This is a genomic window from Herbaspirillum sp. SJZ107 (assembly GCF_006715485.1).
GTDB lineage: Bacteria > Pseudomonadota > Gammaproteobacteria > Burkholderiales > Burkholderiaceae_D > Telluria.
In genome coordinates, this window is record NZ_VFNH01000001.1 from 828,097 (window position 1) to 852,948 (window position 24,852).

Annotated in this window: 18 protein-coding genes; 9 read left to right on the forward strand and 9 right to left on the reverse strand. The window is 65.2% G+C overall.

Features of this window, described 5'->3' with window-relative positions:
* Positions 1 to 163 precede the first annotated feature (163 nt).
* Positions 164 to 1,393, forward strand: coding sequence for a diguanylate cyclase (locus FBX97_RS03715; RefSeq protein WP_185748461.1), 1,230 nt, complete (start codon positions 164 to 166; stop codon positions 1,391 to 1,393).
* Between the two features lie 47 nt (positions 1,394 to 1,440).
* Here FBX97_RS03715 and FBX97_RS03720 read toward each other — a convergent pair whose 3' ends face one another.
* Positions 1,441 to 2,250, reverse strand: coding sequence for a class I SAM-dependent methyltransferase (locus tag FBX97_RS03720; RefSeq protein ID WP_141828875.1), 810 nt, complete (start codon positions 2,248 to 2,250; stop codon positions 1,441 to 1,443).
* Positions 2,251 to 2,366: 116 nt separating this feature from the next.
* On the reverse strand, positions 2,367 to 3,518 hold the full coding sequence (locus FBX97_RS03725) for a GNAT family N-acetyltransferase (protein WP_141828876.1): 1,152 nt from the start codon (positions 3,516 to 3,518) through the stop codon (positions 2,367 to 2,369).
* A gap of 85 nt (positions 3,519 to 3,603) precedes the next feature.
* Between FBX97_RS03725 and FBX97_RS03730 the strand changes: the two genes are divergently transcribed.
* A complete protein-coding gene (locus FBX97_RS03730; RefSeq protein ID WP_141830854.1) occupies positions 3,604 to 5,682 on the forward strand; it encodes an NAD(+) synthase in 2,079 nt (692 codons plus the stop codon).
* 61 nt (positions 5,683 to 5,743) lie between these two features.
* The gene (locus tag FBX97_RS03735; RefSeq protein WP_141828877.1) at positions 5,744 to 6,082 is read left to right on the forward strand and encodes a P-II family nitrogen regulator; all 339 of its coding nucleotides are present in this window, start codon (positions 5,744 to 5,746) and stop codon (positions 6,080 to 6,082) included.
* Between the two features lie 54 nt (positions 6,083 to 6,136).
* Here the strand turns inward: FBX97_RS03735 and FBX97_RS03740 are convergent, their stop codons facing one another.
* The 4 genes from FBX97_RS03740 to trxB all read right to left on the reverse strand — a co-directional run bounded on the left by FBX97_RS03740 (position 6,137) and on the right by trxB (position 10,871).
* Positions 6,137 to 6,742 (reverse strand): trimeric intracellular cation channel family protein, encoded by a 606-nt coding sequence (locus FBX97_RS03740; RefSeq protein WP_141828878.1) that lies wholly within the window; start codon positions 6,740 to 6,742, stop codon positions 6,137 to 6,139.
* Positions 6,743 to 6,837: 95 nt separating this feature from the next.
* The gene (locus FBX97_RS03745) at positions 6,838 to 9,045 is read right to left on the reverse strand and encodes an ATP-binding protein (RefSeq protein WP_255517280.1); all 2,208 of its coding nucleotides are present in this window, start codon (positions 9,043 to 9,045) and stop codon (positions 6,838 to 6,840) included.
* Between the two features lie 176 nt (positions 9,046 to 9,221).
* A complete protein-coding gene (locus FBX97_RS03750; RefSeq protein WP_370457137.1) occupies positions 9,222 to 9,893 on the reverse strand; it encodes a Smr/MutS family protein in 672 nt (223 codons plus the stop codon).
* Positions 9,894 to 9,917: 24 nt separating this feature from the next.
* Entirely contained in the window at positions 9,918 to 10,871 is a 954-nt protein-coding gene (gene trxB / locus FBX97_RS03755) for a thioredoxin-disulfide reductase (RefSeq protein WP_141828880.1), read from the reverse strand.
* Between the two features lie 185 nt (positions 10,872 to 11,056).
* Here trxB and FBX97_RS29945 point away from each other — a divergent pair, with 185 nt between their 5' ends.
* From FBX97_RS29945 to FBX97_RS03770, 3 genes are all read left to right on the forward strand, one after another.
* Positions 11,057 to 13,753 (forward strand): DNA translocase FtsK, encoded by a 2,697-nt coding sequence (locus tag FBX97_RS29945; RefSeq protein ID WP_141828881.1) that lies wholly within the window; start codon positions 11,057 to 11,059, stop codon positions 13,751 to 13,753.
* 119 nt (positions 13,754 to 13,872) lie between these two features.
* Positions 13,873 to 14,505 carry an outer membrane lipoprotein chaperone LolA gene (gene lolA / locus FBX97_RS03765; RefSeq protein ID WP_141828882.1) on the forward strand — a complete coding sequence of 211 codons (633 nt, stop codon included), beginning with the start codon at positions 13,873 to 13,875 and terminating at the stop codon, positions 14,503 to 14,505.
* Positions 14,506 to 14,576: 71 nt separating this feature from the next.
* Positions 14,577 to 15,899, forward strand: a complete 1,323-nt coding sequence (locus FBX97_RS03770; protein WP_141828883.1) for a replication-associated recombination protein A — start codon at positions 14,577 to 14,579, stop codon at positions 15,897 to 15,899.
* Positions 15,900 to 15,992: 93 nt separating this feature from the next.
* Here FBX97_RS03770 and FBX97_RS03775 read toward each other — a convergent pair whose 3' ends face one another.
* The 3 genes from FBX97_RS03775 to FBX97_RS03785 form a co-directional block, all read right to left on the reverse strand.
* A complete protein-coding gene (locus tag FBX97_RS03775; RefSeq protein WP_141828884.1) occupies positions 15,993 to 17,372 on the reverse strand; it encodes a right-handed parallel beta-helix repeat-containing protein in 1,380 nt (459 codons plus the stop codon).
* Positions 17,373 to 17,683: 311 nt separating this feature from the next.
* A complete protein-coding gene (locus FBX97_RS03780; protein WP_141828885.1) occupies positions 17,684 to 19,219 on the reverse strand; it encodes a choice-of-anchor Q domain-containing protein in 1,536 nt (511 codons plus the stop codon).
* 328 nt (positions 19,220 to 19,547) lie between these two features.
* Positions 19,548 to 20,633 (reverse strand): right-handed parallel beta-helix repeat-containing protein, encoded by a 1,086-nt coding sequence (locus tag FBX97_RS03785; RefSeq protein ID WP_255517281.1) that lies wholly within the window; start codon positions 20,631 to 20,633, stop codon positions 19,548 to 19,550.
* A 189-nt stretch (positions 20,634 to 20,822) separates the two neighbouring features.
* On the opposite strand from FBX97_RS03785, the gene FBX97_RS03790 reads away from it, so the two are divergent.
* The 3 genes from FBX97_RS03790 (at position 20,823) to serS (ending at position 24,801) form a co-directional block, all read left to right on the forward strand.
* Positions 20,823 to 22,139, forward strand: a complete 1,317-nt coding sequence (locus tag FBX97_RS03790) for a lipopolysaccharide biosynthesis protein (RefSeq protein ID WP_185748462.1) — start codon at positions 20,823 to 20,825, stop codon at positions 22,137 to 22,139.
* Positions 22,136 to 23,434, forward strand: a complete 1,299-nt coding sequence (locus tag FBX97_RS03795; RefSeq protein ID WP_141828887.1) for a glycosyltransferase — start codon at positions 22,136 to 22,138, stop codon at positions 23,432 to 23,434. The genes FBX97_RS03790 and FBX97_RS03795 overlap by 4 nt, the downstream gene beginning before the upstream one ends.
* 77 nt (positions 23,435 to 23,511) lie before the next feature.
* Positions 23,512 to 24,801: a serine--tRNA ligase gene (gene serS / locus FBX97_RS03800; protein ID WP_141828888.1), complete on the forward strand. Its 1,290-nt coding sequence runs from the start codon at positions 23,512 to 23,514 to the stop codon at positions 24,799 to 24,801.
* Positions 24,802 to 24,852: the final 51 nt, after the last annotated feature.

Here is a 24,852-nt window from a genome sequence, read left to right on the forward strand (position 1 = left end):
CAGATGTCTTATTAAATAAAGCGTTCCGATGCTTTTGTAATCCTGGCCGTCCAATGGGCTGACGCAGCATCGACGCAACCATTGTGTGAATTTCCGTATAAATTTCTTTACAGAAATGCAGCATGTCGCTACAGTCGGCACGTCCAAGTCCATTCGTCCTTCCATGTCTACGCAGCAGTCTCCCGGCGCCATTGTGCGCTGGCGCGGTGAATTCGCATCCGCCGGCATCGAAGCCGCGTTCCTGCGCGCCCACGGCGGCGTCATCCGGCATGAATTGACGCGTTCGCTCTCATTTTGCAGCGTCTTTTACCTGGCCTTCGCGCTTGCCGACGTGGCTCACCTTGGCCTGAACCGCCAGACACTGCTCCTGTTCGTGGTGCGCCTGGTGACCGCCTCAGTGGCCGTGACGAGTATCGTGCTGACCCGCCGCAGCGACAATCCCGGGCAAACCGCCTATCGCTCGGCCACCGTATTCAGCAGCCTGGCGATGCTCACGTTCTTGCTGGTCACGTATTCGCGTGGCGAACTGCTGCTTCATGGCATGTCGATGGCGATCATGCTGATCATCGTCTACCTGTTCATTCCAAACCGCCTGGTCAACGCCTACATCGTGGCGCTGGGCGCGAGCGCCGGCTTCCTGGCCCTGGTGTATGCCATGGGTACGGTCAACCCGCGCCAGCTGGGGACCATGGCGATGCTGCTGCTGCTGGCGAACCTGTTCGGCGCCGCTGCCGCGCGCCGCGACGCCCATGCGTCGCGCCGCCAATACTGGACCGAGCAAACGCTGATCGCCCAGTCGATACGCGATCCGCTCACCGGTGCCTTCAACCGGCGTCACCTCAACGACGGCCTGCTCGAACGCGAAATCGAGCGCGCCCGTCGCCAGCATGCCGCGCTGACCATCGTCGTGTGCGACTTGGACAATTTCAAGACCATCAACGATACCTACGGCCACCAGGCCGGGGACACGCTCCTGCAGGATTTCGCACGCTTGTTGCTGTCGATGGTCCGCGACGACAGGGATACGGTCGTGCGTTACGGCGGCGAAGAATTCCTCCTGATCCTGCCCGACACCAGCCTGGACGAGGGCCTGGCCCTTGCCGAGCGCATGCGCGCACGTCTTGCCGAAACAAGCCGTCCCCATGCCGATGTCCGGATCCATGCGACGGCCAGCTTCGGCGTGGTGAGCGCGCGCCTGTCCTCTTGCCTGCCGGGCATGGCCAGCCAGGCCCTGATCGCGCGCGCGGACGAATTGATGTACTTCGCCAAACGCAGTGGCCGCAACCGGGTCCATGGCGCTCAGTGGGAAGGCGCCGATGGCGTCCCGGCCGAGACCGGGCAAGATCCGTGCGCCAGTGCTGCGCCGCCTGTCCCGGATGCGTGCGCAGCTTGACCGCGCCATGACCGCCCGCAAACCAGCGGCAGCGGGCACGCTGCGGTTTATGGCTTCACGAACTTGAGCGTCATGCGGTCGCTCTCGCCGATCGCCTGGTATTTCTCGCGGTCCTGGTCGCGGTTGGCCAGGGTCGGGGGCAGAGCCCATACGCCCCCCTTGTGGTCGGCCTTGTCCTTCGGATTGGCATTGATGTCGGATTTCGCCGTTAGCTTGAAGCCGGCGCTTTCCGCCATCCTGATCACATAGGATTCGTGCACGTACCCGCTCGAGGTCTTGGGATCCTGCGGCATGGCTTCCGGCAGGCGGTGTTCTTCGATGCCGAGCACGCCGCCCGGCTTCAGGCTGGTGTAGGCCGCCTTGAACACGCCCTTGAGCTCGTCGTCGCCGCCGGCGTCGATCCAGTTGTGCAGGTTGCGGAAGGTGAGCACCATGTCGACGCTGCCGGGGGCGGCGAAGTTGTAGGTCGACGGCGGCGCGAACACGCCCTGCACGACCTTGCCGAAGACCGCCGGATTGGCGTCCAGTTTCTGCTTGAAGGCCACGGTGCCACGCTTGGCCGGATCGAAGGCTGGGCCTGCGGCGATCAGCTTGCCGTTGTCGCGCAGGTAGGGCGCCAGGATCTCGGTGTACCAGCCGCCACCGGGCGACAGCTCCACCACGGTCATGTTCGGCTTGATGCCGAAGAAGGCCAGGGTGTCATACGGATGGCGCCAGTTGTCGCGCGCCGCGTTGGCGCTGCTGCGGTGGCTGCCCGCGATCGCCGCGCGCAACTGGGCATCGTCGGCCTTGTCGGCGGCCTGCGCCAGGCCGGCCACGCCGCCCGCCAGCAGGGCGGCCAGGATGAATCGTTTCATTATGTCTTCTCCAGGGTCGGTGGTAGCGGCCTCATGCCGTACCGCCCGGCAATCATCGGGCAGCGTCCGGCTTGTCGTCAAGTCAATATGCGGGCGGTGCAAATGACCGGCCCGGGTCAGGCCTGGCCCCGGAACGGATTCCGGTCGTTCAGCTCATCGATGTAATCGTCGATCCCGCCCGCCTCCTGTTCGAGGAAGCGCTCGATCGCATCGGCAAAGGCCGGATGCTTGAGCCAGTGGGCCGACCAGGTCCGTGTCGGCAGGAAGCCGCGCGCCATCTTGTGCTCGCCCTGGGCGCCGCCCTCGAACACCCCGATGCCCTGCTCGATGCAGAATTCCAGCGGCTGGTAGTACGCCGTCTCGAAATGCAGGCAGGGCACGTGTTCGAGCGCGCCCCAGTAGCGGCCATACAGGGTGGTCTCGTCGTGCACCACCAGCGATGCAGCGATCGGCGTCCCCTCGCGCTCGGCAATCACCAGCAGCAGATTCTGCGGCATCTCGCGTCCGATGCGCCGGAAGAAGTCGAGGTTCAGGTAAGGCTTCGAGTAATGCTCGGCATAGGTATGCCGGTAGCAGCGCGTGAAGAAGCGCCAGTCTTCGTCGGTGGCGTCGACGCCGCGCACCCGGCGCAAGGTCACGCCGGCTTCCCTGACCTTGCGCCGCTCGGCGCGGATGTTCTTGCGTTTTTTTTGCTCCAGCGTCGCCAGGAAGGCATCGAAGTCCGCATAGCCCTGGTTCACCCAGTGGAACTGCACCCCGCTGCGCAGCAGGAAGCCGGCTTCGCCCAGCTGGCGCGCATGTTCCTCGGGCGGAAACAGGATGTGGGTCGACGAGACCTCGGTCGACTGCTGCACGTGGCGCAGCACCTCGATCAGGGCGGCGCGGGCGGTGTCGTCGCGCGCCAGCAGGCGCGGGCCGGTCACCGGCGTGAACGGGATCGCCGACAGCAGTTTCGGGTAGTACTCGAGGCCATTGCGCCCGTAGGCGTCGGCCCAGGCCCAGTCGAACACGTATTCGCCGTAGGAGTGGTATTTGACGTACAGGGGCAGGGCGGCGGCCAGGTCTTCGCCGTCGTACAGCGTGAGAAATTGCGGCTGCCACCCGGCATCCGGCGCGGCGCTGCCGGACTCGTGCAGGGCATGCAGGAAGGCATACGAGAGGAAGGGATTCGGTTTGTCCTGGCTGGATGCCAGCGCGTCCCACGCGGGCTGGCCGATCTCGGACAGAGAAGAAACGATATGCGTGCGATAATTCAAGATGACTTCCATATCAAAGGAGTAACGGGTACTGCGCGGGCGCCGCGCTTCCCGGCAAACAAATGGTGGTCGAAGCTCACCCAAGGAAAGATGCATGATGGATAAGCCATTCTTCAACCTCTATTCGCACGATTTCGCCCGTGTCGCCGTCGCCAGCCCGCGCTGCAAGGTCGCCGATCCGGCGTTCAACGCGCGCCAGACGATCGAACTGGCGCGCCAGGCGGCCGTACAGGGCGCGGTATTGGTCGCCTTCCCGGAACTGGGCCTTTCCGCCTATACCTGCGACGACCTGTTTCACCAGCGCGCGCTGCTCGATGCCTGCCTGGCCGCGCTTGCCGACGTGGTCGCGGCGTCCACCGAACTGCCGCTGGCCATGATCGTCGGCGTGCCGCTGCGCCTCAACCATACGCTGTTCAATTGCGCGGTGGTCGTGGCCGGCGGTCGCATCCTGGGTGTGGTGCCGAAGAGCTATTTGCCCAATTATGGCGAATTTTACGAAATGCGGCAGTTCAGTCCCGCGGACAACACCGCCGTGACGCAGATCGGCCTGCTCGGACAGGACGTGCCCTTCGGTCCGGAGCAGCTGTTCGAGGTCGCGAATCAGGAAACCGGGCTGCCGTTGTTCCGCTTCCACGTCGAGATCTGCGAAGACGTCTGGGTGCCGGTACCGCCATCCTCGTTCGCGGCGCTGGCCGGGGCCACGGTGCTGGTCAACCTGTCGGCCTCGAACATCGTGGTGGGCAAGAGCGGCTACCGGCACCAGCTGGTCGGCCAGCAGTCGGCGCGCTGCGTGGCGGCTTACCTGTACACCTCGGCCGGCCTGGGCGAGTCGACCACCGACATGGGCTGGGACGGCCAGTCGCTGATCTATGAAAAAGGCGACATGCTGGCCGAGTCGCAGCGCTTCCTGCAGGATTCGCACATCATCTTTGCCGACGTCGACCTGGAACGGCTGGCGCAGGACCGCATGCACGCGACCACCTTCGCGCAATCGGTGCGCCGCCATGCCGACGAAGTCGCCAGGTTCCGCATCCAGCGCTTCCCGCTGGCGCTGCCGCTCGAGCGCGACCTGCCGCTGCAGCGCCTGGTCGAGCGCTTCCCCTACGTGCCGGCGTCGAGCGCGCGGCGCGACGAGCGCTGCACCGAGGTCTACAACATCCAGGTGCAGGCGCTGCTGCAGCGGCTGCAATCCTCGGGCCACGAGAAGGTCGTGATCGGCATTTCCGGCGGCCTCGATTCGACCCACGCGCTGCTGGTCTGCGCCAAGGCGATGGACCGCCTCGGCCTGCCGCGCACCAACATCCTGGCCTACACCATGCCCGGTTTCGCCACCAGCGAACGCACGCTGCGCCAGGCGCGCGACCTGATGGCGGCGGTCGGCTGCAGCGCGCGCGAAATCGACATCCGCCCCAGCTGCATCCAGATGCTGAAGGACCTCGGCCACCCGTACGCCGAGGGGAAGGAAGAGTACGACGTCACCTTCGAGAACGTGCAGGCGGGCGAACGCACCAGCCACCTGTTCCGCCTTGCCAACCACAACCACGCGATCGTGATCGGCACCGGCGACCTGTCCGAGCTGGCGCTGGGCTGGTGCACCTACGGCGTGGGCGACCACATGTCGCACTACAACGTGAATGCCAGCGTGCCCAAGACCCTGATCTCGCACCTGGTGCGCTGGGTGGCGGACACGAAGCAGATCGGCGACACCGGTTCCGACGTGCTGATCCAGGTACTGGAAACCGAGATCAGCCCGGAACTGGTGCCTGCCAAGACCGGCACCGGTAAAGAAGAGGGCAAGCCGGCCCAGGTCACCGAGAACTTCATCGGTCCCTACGAGCTGCAGGACTTCAACCTGTACTACACGCTGCGCTACGGCTTCCGGCCGAGCAAGGTGGCCTTCCTGGCCTGGTCGGCCTGGCGTGACCGCGACCTCGGGCCGTGGCCGGAAGGCGGCAACCCGGCGCGCAACCAGTACGACCTGGCGGCGATCAAGAAGAACCTCGGCATCTTCCTGTGGCGCTTCTTCAAGACCAGCCAGTTCAAGCGTTCCTGCGTGCCGAACGGGCCGAAGGTCGGCAATGGCGGCTCGCTGTCGCCGCGCGGCGACTGGCGCGCCCCGAGCGATTCCGAGGCAACCGTGTGGATGGAGCAGCTGGCCCAGATTCCGGATAATTGAGCCGGACCGAGACCAAAGGCGCCGCCGTGCGCCGCCCAAGAAAACCTGAAAGGAGCTTTAAATGAAACAAATTACCTGCGTGATCAAACCGTTCAAGCTGGACGAGGTGCGTGAGGCGCTGGCCGACGTCAACGTCACCGGCCTGACCGTGACCGAGGTGAAAGGCTTCGGCCGCCAGAAGGGCCATACCGAGCTGTATCGCGGCGCCGAGTACGTGGTCGATTTCCTGCCGAAGGTGAAGATCGAGGTGGTGGTCGACGATGCCATGACCGAGCAGGTGGTCGACGCCATCATCAAGGCGGCGCGCACCGGCAAGATCGGCGACGGCAAGATCTTCGTGCAGGACGTGGAGCAGGTGATCCGCATCCGCACCGGCGAGACCGGGCCGGACGCGGTCTGAGTCTCCCGACGCCGTCGTTCCCGCCCCCGCGGGAACGACGTTCTTGGGGGCTGATCACCGCCCCAGCGTCAAATCGAATTTCCACGCCAGCAGCCGCGACAACACGATGAACAGCGCGCTCGACCACAGCGCGATGTCCTTGTCCACGCCATAGATGCCCATGACCAGGAAGATCCAGTTGCCGAGAAAGGCGCACAGCGCATAGGGTTTGCCGTCGCGGAAGACCATCGGCACTTCGTTGCAGACGATGTCGCGCAGGACGCCGCCGAAGATGCCGGTGATGACGCCCATCATCGATGCGATGAACAGCGGCATGCCGGCATCCAGCGCCGACGACACGCCGGCCACCGAAAACAGGCCCAGGCCGAAGGCGTCGGCGATCACGATCAGGCGTTCCGTCACCATGTGGCGCATGGTGCGGATCAGCGGCGAGGCCACCAGCGCCAGCACGAAGATCAGGATCGCGTATTCCTGGTGGATCACCCAGAACAGGGGCCGCTTGTCGAGCAGGATGTCGCGCAGGGTGCCGCCCCCGAAAGCGGCGATGAAGGCGACCGTGAATACCCCGACCAGGTCCATTCTCTTGCGGCGCGCTTCGATGAAGCCGGAAAAGGCGCCCACCAGGATCGCCATGATTTCAATGAATTTGAGTAGATGCATGCGGCAGCCGGGCTTGTGGCGCTGTTGCTAGACTAGTTGCTAGACTAACATGCCAAGCCCGGCTGTGTAAGTATGCCTGATGCGTAACGATCGAATCAGGGCTGCGCAGCCTGGCGCGGCGCCAGCGGCAGCTTCACCGTGAAGATCACACGGCCGTTCTCGTGGTGGTAGACGATCTCGCCCTGGTGCTCGCGCACGATCTGCTGGGCGATGTACAGGCCCAGGCCCATGCCGGTGCGGTTGCGCGGGTTGTTCAGCGAACTGCGCTTGTACGGATTGAACAGCGTCGCCTCGGCCTCCGGCGGGATCGGGGCGCCGGCATTCGACACGCACACTTCCGCCATGCCGTCATTCACCGTCAGGCGGATCTTGATCGGCTGGTTCGGTTCGCCGTGGTGGCGCGCATTGCTGAGCAGGTTGGACAACACCTGGCCCAGGCGCGCATCGTCAGCCTGCACGAAGGCCGGGCCGATCGTGTGCAGATCGTAGACGATGGTCGGGTAGGCCAGGCGCGCCTCCTCGACCATGTCCTCGACCAGCGGCGCCAGGTCGACCGCATCGAGCGCCACGCCCAGGTTCAGGCCGCGGTCGATGCGGCTCATGTCCAGCACTTGGCCGATCATGCGCTGCATGCGGTTGCTGGACGACTGGATGCGCCGTCCGAGCGTGCCCTTGTTGTTGGTGCCGTCGGTCTTTTCCAGCACCATGCCGGCCATGTTGATCGAGTGCAGCGGGTCGCGCAGGTCGTGGCCCAGCATCGCCAGCAACTGGGCGCGCGTGGTTTCGGTCTGGGCGCGGCGCGCGTTCGACACCCGCATCAGTTCGCCCAGCGTCAGGCGCGCATGGGTCAGGATGCCGTCTTCCCACGGATGGGCGCAGCCGCGCACCGTCTCGTGCCAGGCGTCGAAAGAGCCGCGCGGGGTCAGGCGCGCGCCCATCGGGCCGACCTGTTCGCTCTTTTCGGGCTTGCCGCCCCAGGCGACATGTTCCACCTGTTCGGTGCGCAGCAGCAGGCACCAGCCGCCGCTGGGCGGATCGAAGGGCAGGCCGAGCACGCCGACCCACTTGCCGAGCGTATCCCGGTCCTGTTCGGGCCAGTCGTGCACGCCATGGCGCAGCAGCAGGTCGTTGGCTTCGCCCGGCAGCGAGGCGACGATGCGTTCGCCGGCGTCCTGGTCGATGCCGAGGCAGACCACACGTCCGAACTGGCACACCACCATGGCCTGCGACTGGCTAGAGGCCATCAGTTCCTCGCCGTGCTTGACCAGCGCTTCGAGCGGGTCTTCCTCGAGCAGCAGCGATTCGACCAGGCTGGTACGCACCTTGGCATTGCGCTCGGCCAGGGCGGCCTGGTCGTTCGATTCGATGCTCTGCACGGTCGAGCCGATCACTTGCGCCAGCACGTCGGCCGCCATGCGGATCGAGTAGGGCACGCGCTTCGGGCTCATGTGGTGGCAGGCGATCAGGCCCCACAGGCGGCCGTTGATCACGATCGAGACACTCATCGAGGCCGCCACGCCCATGTTCTGCAGGTATTCGACGTGGATCGGCGACACGCTGCGCAGCACGCTGAAGCTCATGTCGAGCGCCGGCGCGCCGGGTGCGCCCAGCAGGGGCACGGCGTCGTAGGTCATGTCGGCGATCATGCGCAGGGTGTTCAGCACGTACAGGCGGCGCGCCTGCTGCGGGATGTCGCCGGCCGGGTAGCGCTGGCCAACGTAGGGCACCAGTTCGTCGCCGCGGGCTTCGGCCACCACGTCGCCGCTGTCGTCGCTGCGGAAACGGTAAGCCATCACGCGGTCGAAGCCGGTGAATTCGCGCACCTGGCGCACGGCGGTGCGCAGCAGGCCGTCGATGCTCTTCTGGCGGCGCAGGCGCTCGATCGAGCTGTGGGCCTTGATCGCGAACAGCGCCACCGCGTCGGTGGATTCCTCGCGCGCCTCGAACTCGACGATCACCCGGCCCTTGTGCGCATGCACCACGCAATCGTATTCGGACGCGCCGATCACGACCGCGGCAACCAGCGGCGCGGCGCCGCCGTCGTGCATGGTGTCGAAAGTCTCGTGGACCAGTTCGGCCACCGACGCCGGCAAGCCGAGCTGCTCGTAGTTGCGGCCGAGTGCCAGCGCCAGGTCCAGGCGCGTGTCCGCGTTCGCGCTCCAGCCTTCGACGGCGCCGTCGCTGTCGAGGAAGAACAGGGCACCGTGGGGCTGGATCGATCCGGGCAGGTGGATGGGTTCGTCCGCGCAATTGAGCAGGTCGACACGCTGCGGAATCGCCATCGGTTCAGGCGTACTGGACATCACTCTCGACTCATTCCTTTACAGGTTGGCCAACTCGGGTTTTCTGGGAGAGCATCTTACAAGGTTTCATGCTCAATTTGCGCATATTTTGACACAAGGAAATGTCAATGTAGATTGTGGCGAATCCGTATTGAGCGGACTCAAAAACGAAGTCTGCACATAGGCAGTGGCAGGGTTCAGCGTTCGCGCTCGTCCAGCGCCGGCCGCAGCAAGACGATCAGGGCGCCGTTGCCGCCGTCGGCGCGGTTGGCCACGCAGAAGGCGACCGTTTCGCCGGTCTGCACCAGCCAGCTGTGGACCATGCCGCGCAGCACGGGTTCGCCGCCGGCCGAGCCGTAACCGACGCCGTGGATGATGCGCACGCAGCGTACACCATTTTTGTTGCTTCTGCGCAAAAAAGCATCGACGACGCGCCGCGCCAGGTCGCGCGTCAAGCCGTGCAAGTCGATTTCATCCTCGACCGGCCAATGGCGCTTGCGTAGCTTTTTCACCACATCGGGACCGACGCCGGGCGCGGCCCAGCTGAGGGTCGGCTCTTCGTCGAGCAAACCGTCGACATCGAACTGGTCGGACAGCATCGATTCGGCCAGGATCGCCTGCACTTCATCGTCGGTCGGCGGACGCCGCGCCGCGGCCTGGCGCCGCAGCTCGGCTTCGTGGGCCGGACGCCAGACGTAGCGGTCGGACTCCGGCATCGGCTGGACGTCCTTGACCGCCGTGCGGAACTCGACCGCATTCTCGCGTTCGGCCCGCTCGCGCTTTTCGCGCTCGGCTTTTTCGATGGCGCGCAGGCGTTCTTCGACCTTCAGACGGTCGCGGAAGGATTTGAGGTCGCCGAAATCTTTCATGCCTGCCATCGGAAAATGTAAGAGTTACTCGAGTGCTTCCAGGTAGCGCTGGGCATCCAGCGCGGCCATGCAGCCCGAACCCGACGAAGTGATCGCCTGGCGGTACACGTGGTCCTGCACGTCGCCGGCGGCGAACACGCCGGCCACGCTGGTGGCGGTCGCCATGCCTTCGGTGCCGCTGCGGGTCTTGATGTAGCCGTTGTGCATGTCCAGCTGGCCATCGAAGATCGAGGTGTTCGGCTTGTGGCCGATCGCCACGAACAGGCCGTGTACCTTCAGTTCCTTGACGGCGCCGTCGCCGGTGGATTTCAGGCGCAGGCCGGTCACGCCGCTGGCGTCGCCGGTGACTTCGTCAAGGGTCTGGTTCAGCTCCAGCACGATCTTGCCTTCCTCGACCTTGTGCATCAGGCGGTCGATCAGGATCGGTTCGGCGCGGAACTTGTCGCGGCGGTGGATCACGGTTACCTTGGTGGCGATGTTGGCCAGGTACAGCGCTTCCTCGACCGCGGTGTTGCCGCCGCCGATCACCGCGACTTCCTGGTTACGGTAGAAGAAACCGTCGCAGGTGGCGCAGGCGGACACGCCCTTGCCCATGAATTCCTGTTCGCTCGGCAGGCCGAGGTACTGGGCCGAAGCGCCGGTGGCGATGATCAGGGCGTCGCAGGTGAACTCATGCGAATCGCCGACCAGGCGGATCGGTTTTTCGTTCAGGAAAGTCGTGTGGATATGATCGAAAACAATCTCGGTATTGAAACGCTCGGCATGCTGCAGCAGGCGCGCCATCAGTTCCGGGCCCTGGACGCCCAGCGGGTCGCCCGGCCAGTTTTCGACATCGGTAGTGGTCATCAGCTGGCCGCCTTGCTCGACGCCGGTCACGAGCATCGGATTGAGGTTGGCGCGTGCAGCGTAAACGGCGGCGCTGTAGCCGGCGGGGCCAGAACCGAGGATCAGGACTTTGGCGTGTTTGCGAGTGGTCATGTTGAACGTCTTCTCAGGTGATGATGGGCGGCAAGTGGGGGCGCCGGTCATCGGAATCAAGGGGGAATCGGACCGGAGATTATATTCGATGATGCAAACAAGCATGAATCGTGGGGCCTTCCCGGCCATATATGGCTTAGAATGAACATCTTTCGCTGTATCGGCTTCATTCAGTAGCATCTCGTATGAGCAAGAATAGTACTTCGACCGGTTCGACCTATACCCACAAGCCCCGGGCACCCCGGCAGCCGCTGCCGAACCGGCTCGTGCGCCTGCTGTCCGAGGCGCGCTGGCTGGCCACGGCCGTCGCGTTGTTGTATTTCGTCCTCATCCTGCTCAGTTATAACAAAGCCGATCCGGGCTGGTCGCACGAAAACGCGGTGGCCCACGTCGCCAACCTCGGCGGCCGCGCCGGCGCCTGGCTGGCGGACCTGCTGCTGTTCATCTTCGGCTTCTCGGCCTGGTGGCTGTGCGTCTGTTTTACGCGCGCCGTGTATAAAGGCTACCGCCGCCTGCACAGTCGCTTCGTGGTCGAGCAGCCGCTCCCCGAACCCGAGCACCAGGGCGAGACCGTGATCCGCTGGGTCGGCTTCGCCCTGATGTTCGCCGGCAGCGTGGGACTCGAATACCTGCGCATGTGGTCGCTCAAGGTCGAATTGCCGCGCGCGGCCGGCGGGGTGCTGGGCCAGCTGATCGGCCACGCTGCCCATACCGCCTTGGGCTTCACCGGGGCCACCCTGTTGCTGCTGCTGTTGTTCGGCCTCGGCTTTTCCTGGTATTTCCAGGTGTCCTGGCTGGCGACGGCCGAACGCATCGGCGAGTCGGTCGAGCGTGGCTGGGACTGGTTCCGCCTGCGCTACGAAGACCGCGAAGACCGCGCGCTGGGCGAAGTCGCGGCGCACCGGCGCGACGAGGCGGTGGTGCACGAGCGTGCCAAGTTCGTCGAAAAGCACGGCAATGCGCCGGTGCTGAAGCACGAACCCGCTGTCGGTCGCCATGTCGACACCCGTACGGCCGACGACGTGCTCGACGAAGAGCGCTTCGAAGAGCCGGCTGTGCAGCCGGGCTTCCTGGCCAAGGCCATGGCCAAGGTCAAGTCGAAGACGAAAGCCGAGCCGGCCGCCGCCGAGGGCAGGGTGGAGCCGCAGGGCGAGCCGCGCCATGAGCCGCAGATTTCGCTGGCCAAGGCGCCGGCCGAACCGGCGCTCGATGACGAACCCTTCCAGCAGCCGGCGCCGGCGCGGGCAGCCCCGGCCGCGCGTGCCGCTGCTGCTGCGCCGCAGCCAGCCGCCGCGGCGCCGTCCGCGATCAAGATCGAGCCGCAAATGGTCAGCGTGCCGCGTTCGGAACGCGCCGAGAAGGAACGCCAGACCGCGCTGTTCGAAGTCTCGGGCGATTCCACGCTGCCACCGCTGGGCCTGCTGGACGAGGCGCCGCCGGCCCAGGAATCGGTCGCCATCGAGACCCTGGAATTCACCAGCCGCCTGATCGAGAAAAAGCTGTCCGACTTCGGCGTCGAAGCCAAGGTCGTGGCCGCCTATCCGGGCCCGGTCGTGACCCGCTACGAAATCGAGCCGGCCACCGGCGTCAAGGGCAGCCAGATCGTCAACCTGGCGCGCGACCTGGCGCGCTCGCTGTCGCTGACGTCGATCCGCGTGGTCGAGACCATCCCCGGCAAGAACTACATGGCGCTGGAACTGCCGAACCCGAAACGCCAGATCGTGCGCCTGACGGAAATCGTCGGCTCCAAGGTGTACGCCGACAGCACCTCGGCGCTGACCGTGGCGCTGGGCAAGGACATCGCCGGCAAGCCGGTGGTGGCCGACCTGGCCAAGATGCCGCACCTGCTGGTGGCGGGTACCACCGGTTCCGGCAAGTCGGTCGGCATCAACGCTACTATCCTGTCGCTGCTGTACAAGGCCGACCCGGCCGACGTGCGCCTGATCCTGATCGACCCGAAGATGCTGGAAATGTCGGTGTACGAGGGCATTCCGCACCTGCTGGCGCCGGTGGTCACCGACATGCGCCAGGCCGGCCACGCGCTGAACTGGGCCGTCAACGAGATGGAGCGCCGGTACAAGCTGATGTCCAAACTGGGCGTGCGTAACCTGGCCGGCTACAACGGCAAGATCCTGGATGCGGCCAAGCGCGAGGAACACATCCCGAACCCGTTCTCGATCGTGCCGGACAATCCCGAGCCGCTGGAAAAGCTGCCGACGATCGTCATCATCATCGACGAGCTGGCCGACCTGATGATGGTGGTCGGCAAGAAGGTCGAGGAACTGATCGCCCGTATCGCACAGAAGGCGCGTGCCGCCGGCATCCACCTGATCCTGGCGACCCAGCGTCCGTCGGTCGACGTGATCACCGGCCTGATCAAGGCCAACATCCCGACCCGTATCGCGTTCCAGGTGTCGTCCAAGATCGACTCGCGCACGATTCTCGACCAGATGGGCGCCGAGACCCTGCTCGGCATGGGCGACATGCTGTACATGCCGCCGGGTACCGGCCTGCCGGTACGCGTGCACGGTGCCTTCGTGTCGGATGACGAAGTGCATCGAGTTGTAAAACATCTGCAGTCGACCGGCGAACCGAATTACATTGAAGGCATCCTCGAAGGGGGCGTGGCCGAAGAAGGCGGCGCCGGCGAGGGTGCGGCGGCCGGCGAAGGCGGCGGCGAATCCGACGCGATGTACGACCAGGCGGTGCAGGTGGTGCTCAAGAACCGCCGCGCCTCGATCTCGCTGGTGCAGCGCCACCTGCGCATCGGCTACAACCGCGCCGCCCGCCTGCTCGAGCAGATGGAGCAGAGCGGGGTGGTGTCGCCGATGCAGTCGAACGGCAACCGCGACATTCTCGTGCCCGCCGCCAGCGCCGAATAAAAACGGCGACGGCGACGCTGGGCAGGGTGGACGGCTCCGCCGTCCACCGCACATCGCACGCACCCAACCGCGGCCTGCTCTGCCACACCCCTTCGGCCAACAAAAAAAGGAACACGACAATGACGCTGAAAACGACCCTGACCGCCCTGATCGCAACCGCCACCCTGGCTATCGGCACCCACGCCTCTGCCGCCGCGCTGGACCAGTTCAAATCCTTCGTCGCCGGCACCAAATCCGCGCGCGGCGACTTCACCCAGACCCAGCTCCGCAAGACCACCGCCGGCAAGGCCGCACCGCCCTCGACCGGTACCTTCGTGTTCGCCCGCCCCGGCAAGTTCATCTGGACCTACCAGAAGCCCTACGAACAGGTGCTGCAGGCCGACGGCGACACCCTGTACCTGTACGACAAGGACCTCAACCAGGTGACCACCCGCAAGCTGGGCAATGCGCTGGGCAGCTCGCCGGCCGCGATCCTGTTCGGCAGCAACGACCTGGAAAAGAACTTCACGCTGGCCGAAGCCGGCACCCGCGACGGCCTCGAGTGGCTGAGTGCCACCCCGAAGACCAAGGACACCACCTTCGAGCAGATCGGCATCGGCCTGAAGGACGGCGTGCCGCAGGCGATGGAGCTGAAGGACAACTTCGGCCAGACCACGCTGCTGAAGTTCACCAGCTTCCAGCGCAACCCGTCTCTGGGCGCGCAAACCTTCAAGTTCGAGGTGCCGAAGGGGGCTGAAGTCTCCCACCAGTAAGGCTGCACTAACGCGGCATCGTTCTCATCCATTACACTTGCGTTTTCGTTATCCGGCCACACATACGCAAGATGGACAAGCACAACACCGACGACCTGTTCCGGACCGAACCCGCAGCGCCGCTGGCCGAAGCGCTGCGCCCGAAAACCATCGGCGAGGTGATCGGCCAGAGCCACCTGCTGGGCGAGGGCAAGCCGCTCAACCTGGTCTTCAAATCGGGGCGGCCGCACTCGATGATCCTGTGGGGGCCGCCGGGCGTCGGCAAGACCACGCTGGCGCGCCTGACCGCCAACGCCTTCGATTGCGAATTCATCGCGCTGTCGGCGGTGCTGTCCGGGGTCAAGGACATCCGCGCTTCCATCGAGCAGGCCGAGCAGTACCTGGCACGCGGCAAGCACACCATCCTGTTCATCGACGAGATCCACCGCTTCAACAAATCGCAGCAGGATGCATTGCTGCCCTTCGTGGAGAGCGGCCTGGTCACGCTGATCGGCGCCACCACCGAAAACCCCTCGTTCGAAGTCAATTCGGCACTGCTGTCGCGCTCCCAAGTTTATGTGCTCAAGGCGCTGAACGACGACGAGATGCGCCAGCTGCTGGCGCGCGCGCAGGAGCGGGTGCTGGGCCACCTGCAGTTCGACGAGGTGGCGGTGCAGACCCTGGTCGGCTACGCCGACGGCGATGCGCGCCGCTTCCTCAACCTGCTGGAACAGACCAAGACTTCGGCGGAAACGTCCGGCATCACCCGCATCACCGGCGAGTTCGTCGAGAACGCGCTGACCCTGAACGCGCGCCGCTTCGACAAGGGCGGCGACAATTTCTACGACCAGATCTCGGCCCTGCACAAGTCGGTGCGCGGCTCGCATCCGGACGCCGCGCTGTACTGGCTGTGCCGCATGCTGGACGGCGGCGCCGACGCCAAGTACCTGTCGCGCCGCATCGTGCGCATGGCCTGGGAAGACATCGGCCTGGCCGACCCGCGCGCGATCCAGATCGCCAACGACGCTGCCACCACCTATGAACGCCTGGGTTCGCCCGAGGGCGAACTGGCGCTGGGCCAGGCCGTGATCTACCTGGCGATCGCGGCCAAGAGCAATGCCGGCTACAACGCCTTCAATGCCGCGATGGCCTTTGTGCGCAAGGACAAGTCGCGCGAGGTGCCGGTGCACCTGCGCAATGCGCCGACCAAGCTGATGAAGGAACTCGGCTACGGCCATGCCTACCGTTATGCCCACGACGAGCCGCATGCGTACGCGGCCGGCGAAACCTACCTGCCGGACGGGATGCCGGAGCCGCGCTGGTACCAGCCGGTGCCGCGCGGGATCGAGGGCAAGGTAGCCGACAAGCTGGCCTTCCTGCGCCAGCTGGATGCGGATGCCGGCGGCGAAGACTGATCCACGATCCTGAGAAATGAAAAAAGCCCCGCGACGGCCGGACCGTCGCGGGGCTTTTTACTTCCTGTGCTCTAGATATTAGCGTGACTGGATTCAGAAGCTTTCGTAGGCGCCGATGTCGAAGGCACCGCCTTTCGGACGGGCCACGCCGAGGATGTCGACTGCCGGGGCGCCGCTGGCGATACCCTTGTTCACGGCAGGCGAGCCGCTCTGCAGGCGGTAGTCGCCGGTGGCGGTCGGGTTGTAGCTGACGAACTTCGGATCGGCGCTGATGGTGCCGGTCGCGCTGCCCTTGAGCATGCCGACGTTGGTGCTGCTGCCGTAGACCAGGTTGTTCGACACGACGTTGCCGGTACCGATGCAGGTCGCACCCGAGTAGCAGTACTGCTGAATGCCGCCGCGCGGGTTGTTGTAGACGATGTTGTTGAGCACCTTGACGTTGTTCAGCAGGACACCGCCCGGCGAATCGCCCACGCCGATCACGATACCGCCGCCCATGCCGGCCGAGCCGTTGGCGAAGACCGTGTTGTTGGCGATGGTGGTGCCGCTGGCCGCGTGCCACAGGTGGATACCGAAGGACGAAACGCGGTACACCACGTTGTTCATGATCTTGCCGCCGGTGTTCGACGAGTACAGGCCCTGCACGCCGTTGCAGCCGCCCGGCGTACCGATGTCGTGCACCACGTTGCCGATCATGTCGCCGTTGGTGCTGCCGTAGGTCGCATTGACCACGCCCGCGCCGCCGTCGCCGGTGCAGCCGCCCGACAGGGTCAGGTTGTGGATATGGTTGTTCGAGACCAGGGTGTTCGACGCGTAGTTCAGGATGCCGAGGCGGCCCGGACCGCGGATGTCGAAGCCGCTGATGTCGACGTAGTTGCCGTTGTTGGTCCACATGGCTTCGGTGCCGGTGCCGACGATCTTGGCGCCCCACTTGGTGTCCGACACGAAGCTGATGCGGGCAGTCGCGGTGCCGCTGGTCTTGGTGCTGACGTTGCCGTTGTAGGTGCCGGCGGCGACGTGCACGGTGGTGCCGGCCTTGGCAACCGAGGCGGCCTTGGTGATGGTCTTGAACGGCGCAGCCTGGGTACCGGTGTTCGAATCCGAACCGGTGGTGGCCACGTACAGGTGGTAGGTGCTGGTGGTGGTGGCGTTCGGGGTTGCGCTGGTCAGGGTGGCCAGCAGTTTGGTGCCGCCTTCGGCCTGGGCTGCGTCGGCTGCAGCTTGCACTTCTTTCTCGTAACCATCGACATTGAAGCTGGCGGCGCTCAGCGGTGCAGCACCGGCCGCGGTCACAGCGGCGTCGACGAGGGCGGCACCCTTGTCGGCATTGGCGACGGCCAGCTTGGCTGCGGTCTGGGCGGCGGCGCTGCTGCCGGCGTCGGTACCGCCGCAAGCGGCGAGCAGGACGGCTGCACTGCAGGCGACGAGGGTGTTGGCACGGTGGGCGAAGAGCGAAGCGATTGCGTTTTTCATCTAGGGAAGTTCCTTGAATCAAGAAGTCATTGATACTGCTTTTGAGCGCAGGAAACTTCCTAAGTTCAATCTTTTCGTAAAAAAATTTTCCGTATGAATGAAAACGCAACACTTGATTTCGAATATGAAATGGAACGCCGCATATTGTTCAGTTCATCCACGGGCGCCATTGGCATGAGCTGCCTTCGCCGCCAGTCCGATGTGCCTGCCCAGATAAAAAAAGCCCTGCGACGGCATCACCGTCACAGGGCTTGTATCCGGTGTCCGGCACCAGGTGCCGGGCATCGTGCCGAGCTTGCGCTAGCGGGCTATCAGAAGCTTTCGTAGGCGCCGATGTCGAAGGCGCCGCCTTTCGGACGGGCCACGCCGAGGATGTCGACTGCCGGGGCGCCGCTGGCGATGCCCTTGTTCACGGCAGGCGAGCCGCTCTGCAGGCGGTAGTCGCCGGTGGCGGTCGGGTTGTAGCTGACGAACTTCGGATCGGCGCTGATGGTGCCGGTCGCGCTGCCCTTCAGCATGCCGACGTTGGTGCTGCTGCCGTAGACCAGGTTGTTCGACACGACGTTGCCGGTACCGATGCAGGTCGCACCCGAGTAGCAGTACTGCTGGATGCCGCCGCGCGGGTTGTTGTAGACGATGTTGTTGAGCACCTTGACGTTGTTCAGCAGGACACCGCCCGGCGAATCGCCCACGCCGATCACGATGCCGCCGCCCATGCCGGCCGAGCCGTTGGCGAAGACCGTGTTGTTGGCGATGGTGGTGCCGCTGGCCGCGTGCCACAGGTGGATGCCGAAGGACGAGACGCGGTAGACGACGTTGTTGGCGATGGTGCCGCCGGTGTTCGACGAGTACAGGCCCTGCACGCCGTTGCAGCCGCCCGGCTTGCCGATGTCGTGTACGACGTTGCCGATCATGTCGCCGTTGGTGCTGCCGTAGGTCGCATTGACCACGCCCGCGCCGCCGTCGCCGGTACAGCCGCCCGACAGGGTCAGGTTGTGGATGTGGTTATTGGCGACCAGCGTGTTCGACGCATAGTTCAGGATGCCCAGGCGGCCCGGACCGGTGATGTCGAAACCGTTGATCTCGACGTAGTTGCCGTTGTTGGTCCACATGGCTTCGGAACCGGTGCCGACGATCTTGGCGCCCCACTTGGTGTCGGACACGAAGCGGATCTTGCCCGATGCGCTGCCGCTGGTCTTGGTGCTGACGTTGCCGTTGTAGGTGCCGGCGGCGACGTGGACGGTGGTGCTGGCCTTGGCAACCGAGGCGGCCTTGGTGATGGTCTTGAACGGCGCGGCCTTGGTACCGCTGTTCGAATCCGAACCGGTGGTCGCCACGTACAGGTGGTAGGCCGACGGATCGGCGACCGGCGCGGGTGCAGTCGCCTGCAGGTTCTTGTACTCTGCGCTGTTCAGGAATTCGTTCTTGACGCCGTCGATCGACAGGCCGGCGTTTACTTGCTGGACCCAGAACTGCAGGCCGCCGCTGTCCGGCTCGCGGTTGAGCAGGGTGCGGTACAGGTCGGTAACCTGCGCGGTGGCGTTGGTGCCGGTGGTAGCCGACGAGATGGTCGCCAGCAGGCGGGTGGTTTGCGGTGCGGTGGCAGTTGCCGAAGCATGCTCGAAAGCGCCGGTACCTGCGCTTTCTTCCGTCAACGCCGCGGTCTGGCCGGCGGCGGCAACAGTTGCTTCGGATGCGTTCGCGCTCTGGACACCGTGCGACAGGGTCGCGGTGTCGGTCTTGCTGCCGCTGGTATCAGCACCACAAGCGGTCAGGAGGACGGCGGCGCTGCAGCAGAGCAGTGCGCTGGCGTGAACATTCGAAGCAAAAGTGACGATTCGTTTCATTGGGAAAACCCTTCTCAAAAATTGAAATACGGAAGCTTTGAGCGGTGGAAACTTCCTAAGTTCAATCTTTTTGAAAAAAAATTTTCCCTGGGATATAAGTTATTTAATAAGGTTTTCCTTAATGGAATTTATATTAGGGAACATATATCGATGAAACATGACGAATCCGCGGTAATTGAATACGAACGGACAAGCTGTTGATTTGAAAAGATTTTCCTATTGGAAAATCGAATTATCGGAACGATAGGGAGAGGAAGGAAAACAGCAGGCGATAGCAGGTCATTCGCATGGCTTGCCGTCGCGTGGAAAAAGGCAAGTATTCAATGCATCAGCGTTTTGCAGCGGTGCCGATATCGATTGCGGCCCCATGGCCGAATGCAGGTGAATGCCGTTTCAAACGATAATCGCCGCTGCCATCGGGCCGGAAGTCGACGAAATGCGGATCGTCGACAATGGTACCGGTGGCTTTCCCGACACGCATCTGGATGCCCAAGCCGTTGCCATACACCACGTTGTCGGCCACCACATTCCCGGTGCCGATGCAGGCCTCGTCGGGATCGCAGTATTGCTGGATCGAGGCGCGCGGGTTCCAGGCGACGATATTGTTGGCGATGCGGGTTCCGGTCAGCTTCACGCCGCCGGGACTGTCGCCGGTGCCGACCACGATGCCGCCGCCGATTTTGTCCGAACCGTTGGCGAACACGGTGTTGTTAATAATGATCACCTGATCGGCGGCATGCCACAGATGGATGCCCCAGGCCGCCGCACGGTAAACAATATTGTTCTCGATGCGGCCATGCAGGTTCGAGTAATAGATACCGTGCACGCCCTGGCAGGCACCGGGTACGCCGATGTCGTGCACCACGTTGCCGACGATCTCGCCATGCGACCCCTTGTAGTTGGCGTTCACGATGCCGCCGCCGCCATCCCCGGTGCAGCCGCCGGAGACTTGCAGGTCGTGCACGTGGTTGTCGCGCATCCGTACCCACGACCCGTAATTCAGGAGGCCGATGCGCCCGCTGCCGCTGAGATCGAAGCCGGCAATCTCGACGTGGCGGCCGTGGTTGATCCAGACCGCCTCGGTGCCGCTGCCGACGATGCGCGCACCCCATCTCACGGTGGAGAGGTAGCGGACCCGGGCACCGGGACGGCCGCTGGCGCTGGTCCTGACGTTTTCCTGATAGACCCCCGGCGCGACCTGTACCGTGGTGCCGGCTGCGCTGCCGGAGGCGGCCCGTGCTGCCGCCGCACCCAGCGTGCGCAGCGGCGCGCGCCGCGTGCCCGGATTCGCGTCGTCGCCGTCGGGCGCCACCCACAGCGTGCGGCCGCCGCCCGCGGCAGCCGCGGCAGTGCCGCCAGGCACCTGGCAGGCACACGGCAGACACAGCATCAGCAGGCAGGGCAGGGCGCGCACGGCGGTCCTCAGGGCGGTTGTCTCTATTCAGATAGAGCGGCAGCGACCTTGCGACCTTATCCGAACCCACGCTGCATGACCTTGCGCTGGCGCGAGCCGGCGACCGATTTGTCATGCGAGCCGTGCATTGATCGGGCACAGGTCCGGGCCGCAGCAGCACCCGATAATGGCTCACTTATGATGACCCACATGAAAAGCCTGCTGGCCTCGCTTGCCCTCGGCCGCACCCCGGATGCCCGGTTCGACCTGTCGGCCGCCATCGGCTCGACCCTGCTGCGCCAGGTCGTCTCCAGCGGCCTGTACTTCGTGGCGCTGTGGGTCACCACGCGCCAGCTCGGCGCCCACGACAACGGCCTGCTGGTCACGGCCCTGCTGCTGCCGCAGAGCCTGTACGCCTTCCTCAACCTCGGCCTCGGTCCCAGCCATGTGTTCCACATGAGCAGCGGAACCGGCAGCGCGCGCACCATGCGCCGTATGAACTGGGCGCTGGCGCTGGCGCTGTGGGCCGCGGCCGTGCTGGCACTGCTGCTGGCCAGCGACGGCGCCATCGCCCACTACCTGCCCGGCACCGCCAAGCGCACCGCACTGTACGCCAGCCTGCTGTTCCCGATGATGTTGCTGGCGGCCTGGACGTCGGCACTGATCCAGGGCGCGCGCGACTACGCCACCTACAACAAGACTGCGCTGACCCAGCCGCTGGTATTCTGTGCCGGCGTATTGCTGCTGGGCGCACTCGGTGCGGTCAGCGTGCCGGCGGTGCTGGCCTGCCATATCCTCAGCCAGGCGGCGCTGTGGCTGGTCAGCGAATGGCGGGTGCGCCGCTATGCCGCACCGGCCGTAGCCGGACCGGACCACGGCCTGAAGCTGGGGACGGCCATCGCCTTCGGCCTGCGTGCCCACCTGAGCAACGTGATCACCTTCCTGAATTACCGGGTGGCGCTGTACCTGGTGAGCTTCCTGCTCGATCCCGCCGCAGCCGGCCGCTACGCGCTGTCGATCCAGCTGGCCGAAGTGCTGTGGATGATCGCCAGCGCGGCCACGGTGGTGGTGTTCCCGGAATCCGCCGCGCATAACAGCACGCCTGCGGCCCTGCAGAAGATGGTGCGCAAGATCGCGCTTTCGGTATTCAAGATCACGCTGGCCGGAGGCGTCTTGGCCGGCCTGCTGTCGGTGGTCGCGATTCCGTGGGTATTCGGCCGCGACTATGCCGGCTCGGTGCTGCCCTTTGTCATCCTCCTGCCCGGGATCATCACCTGGAGCTACATGAGCGTGGTGTCCAATTCCCTGGCCGGGATGGGCCTGCAGCGGGTCAACATCCAGGGGGCGCTGCTGTCGTTTAGCCTCAACGGCGGCGGCTGCCTGCTGGCGATTCCGGTGTTCGGCACGCCGGGCGCGGCGCTGGCGTCGAGCGTCGCGTTCACGGTCACGGCGGTGTTCACCATCACGATGTACGGGCGCATCATGGCCGAGCGCATCGCGGCCGCCGGCGGGGAGGGCGCCCGATGAAGCCGCAGCGCCTGCTGATGGTGACCTCGCTCTATCCTTACGGCACCGGCGAAGCTTTCGTGGCGGCCGAGCTCGAGCATCTGTCGCAGTGCTTCGGCACCATCGACCTGGTGCCGATCTTCTATGAGCCCGGCACCGCGGCGCGGCCGGTGCGCCAGCGCGTCGACCTGGCCTATGCCGATGCGCGCTGGGGCGCCTTGCGGCTGCCGCGCGTCGCCGGCGCCCTGCTGGCCGCGCTTCTGCGCTACCGCTGGGTTGCCGACCTCGGCAGCATCCTGGCGAAGCCGCGCAAGCTGGACAGTCTCAAGGAACTGGTGCGCGCGCTGTACCGGGCGCGCATGTTCGAACGCTACCTGGCGGACCGCGAACGGGCCGGGGAGGGCGTCGACCTCATTTATTACTACTGGCTGCTGCCGGAAATCCAGGGCGCGCTGGCCTTCCGCAAGGCCGGCGGCAGTCCCGTGCGTATCGTCTGCCGCGCCCACGGCGGCGACCTCTACGAATACCTGAAGCCGGGCGGGTATGCCGGGCTGCGGCGCAGCATCGTGGCCGGCATCGATGCCATCTACACGATTTCCGAGGACGGCCTGCGTTACCTGAACCGCCGCTTTCCGGCCCTCGCGGCCAAGTTCGACACGGCCCGGCTCGGTGTCGCCGATCCGGGTTTCCTGAACGTGCAGCCGTCCGCCGGGCCGCTGTCGCTGGTGTCGTGCTCGTTCGCCGTGCCCGGCAAGCGCCTGCACCTGATCGTCGACGCCATCGCCCACCTGCTGGCGGCGGACCCGACGCTCGAGGTGCGCTGGACCCATGTCGGCGACGGGCCGCTGCTGGACGCCGTGCGCGCCCAGGCCGCCGGCGCCTTCGCCGCATTCGGCGCCCGCGGGCAGGCCGTGTTCAAGGGTTACCTGACGCAGCCGGCACTGATGGCGGTGTACCGCGACGAAGGTTTCGATGCGATCGTCAACGTCAGCGACACCGAGGGCATCCCGGTCAGCCTGATGGAAGCCGGCGCGGCCGGCATCCCGATGATCGCCACCGACGTCGGCGGTACCGCCGAGATCGTCAACGCCGCGAACGGCGTGCTGATCCATGCCGACGCCGACGCCGCCACGATCGCCGCCGCCATGCTGCGCTTCCGCGACCGTAGCGCCGCGCGCGCCTGCCGCACATCGGCACGCCTGCACTGGGAAGCGCACTTCAACGCGGCCGCGAACTACGGACGCTTTGCGCGCACGCTGGCGGCCGGCCATGGCGAAAGCGATCGTGCCACCTCTGATCTGCTATCGATTCCATAATCGGCGAAACGCCGCGCCACCGGCGCCCGGCTTGGTACAATTGTGATTTCGATTACTCCGCCTGGCCCATACCTATAATGATTGACATCCAACTCCTCCGCAAAGACATCGACAACGTCGCGGCGCGCCTGGCCGCACGCAAGTTCCAGCTCGACGTCGCCGCATTCAACGCCCTCGAGGCAGAGCGCAAGGCGATCCAGACCCGCACCGAAGAACTGCAGGGCAAGCGCAACACGCTGTCCAAGCAGATCGGCATGCTCAAGGGCAAAGGCGAAGACACGACCGAAGTCATGAAGCAGGTCGGCGGCCTCGGCGACGAACTGAAGGCCAACGAAGTGGCGCTGGCCGACGTGCAGGCGAAGTTGGCGCGCTTCATGGAGTCGGTGCCGAACCTGCCGCACGAATCGGTGCCGGCCGGTACCGACGAAAGCGGCAACGTCGAAGTGCGCCGCGTCGGCACGCCGCCGCGCTTCGATTTCGACGTCAAGGACCACGTCGACATCGGTGAAAAGCTGGGCCTGGATTTCGACACCGCGACCAAGCTGACCGGCTCGCGCTTCTCGGTGATGAAAGGCGGCATGGCACGCCTGCACCGCGCCCTGGCCCAGTACATGCTGGATACCCACACCGGCCAGCACGGCTATACCGAGTGCTACACCCCGTACATGGTCAACGCCGACTCGCTGCGCGGCACCGGCCAGCTGCCGAAGTTCGAGGAAGACCTGTTCGCGGTCAAGAAGGGCGGCGTGGAAGGCGAGGGCGAGAACTTTTACCTGATCCCGACCTCGGAAGTCTCGCTGACCAATATGGTGCGCGACGAGATCGTTGCGCTCGACCAGCTGCCGATCAAGATCACGGCCCACACCCCGTGCTTCCGCTCGGAGGCCGGCAGCTACGGCCGCGACACCCGCGGCATGATCCGCCAGCACCAGTTCGACAAGGTCGAGCTCGTCCAGGTCGCGCATCCGGAGAAATCCTACGAGGCCTTGGAAGAGATGGTGGGCCAGGCCGAGACCATCCTGAAAAACCTGGGCTTGCCGTACCGCGTGATGTCGCTGTGCACCGGCGATATGGGCTTCGGCGCTGCCAAGACCTACGACCTCGAAGTCTGGCTACCGGCCCAGAACACCTACCGCGAAATCTCGTCGCTGTCGAACTGCGAAGCCTTCCAGGCCCGCCGCATGCAGGCCCGCTTCCGCAATGCCCAGGGCAAGCCGGAACTCGCGCACACCCTGAACGGCTCCGGCCTGGCCGTCGGCCGCACCCTGGTCGCGGTACTGGAAAACTACCAGCAGGCGGATGGCAGTGTCGTGGTCCCGGAAGTCCTGCGCCCCTACATGGGCGGCCTGGAGCGCCTGTCGGCCTGACCGGCACCAGTTGGCAAAATAGCTCTTCCGTTTTCGTGCAGGGCTGCTATA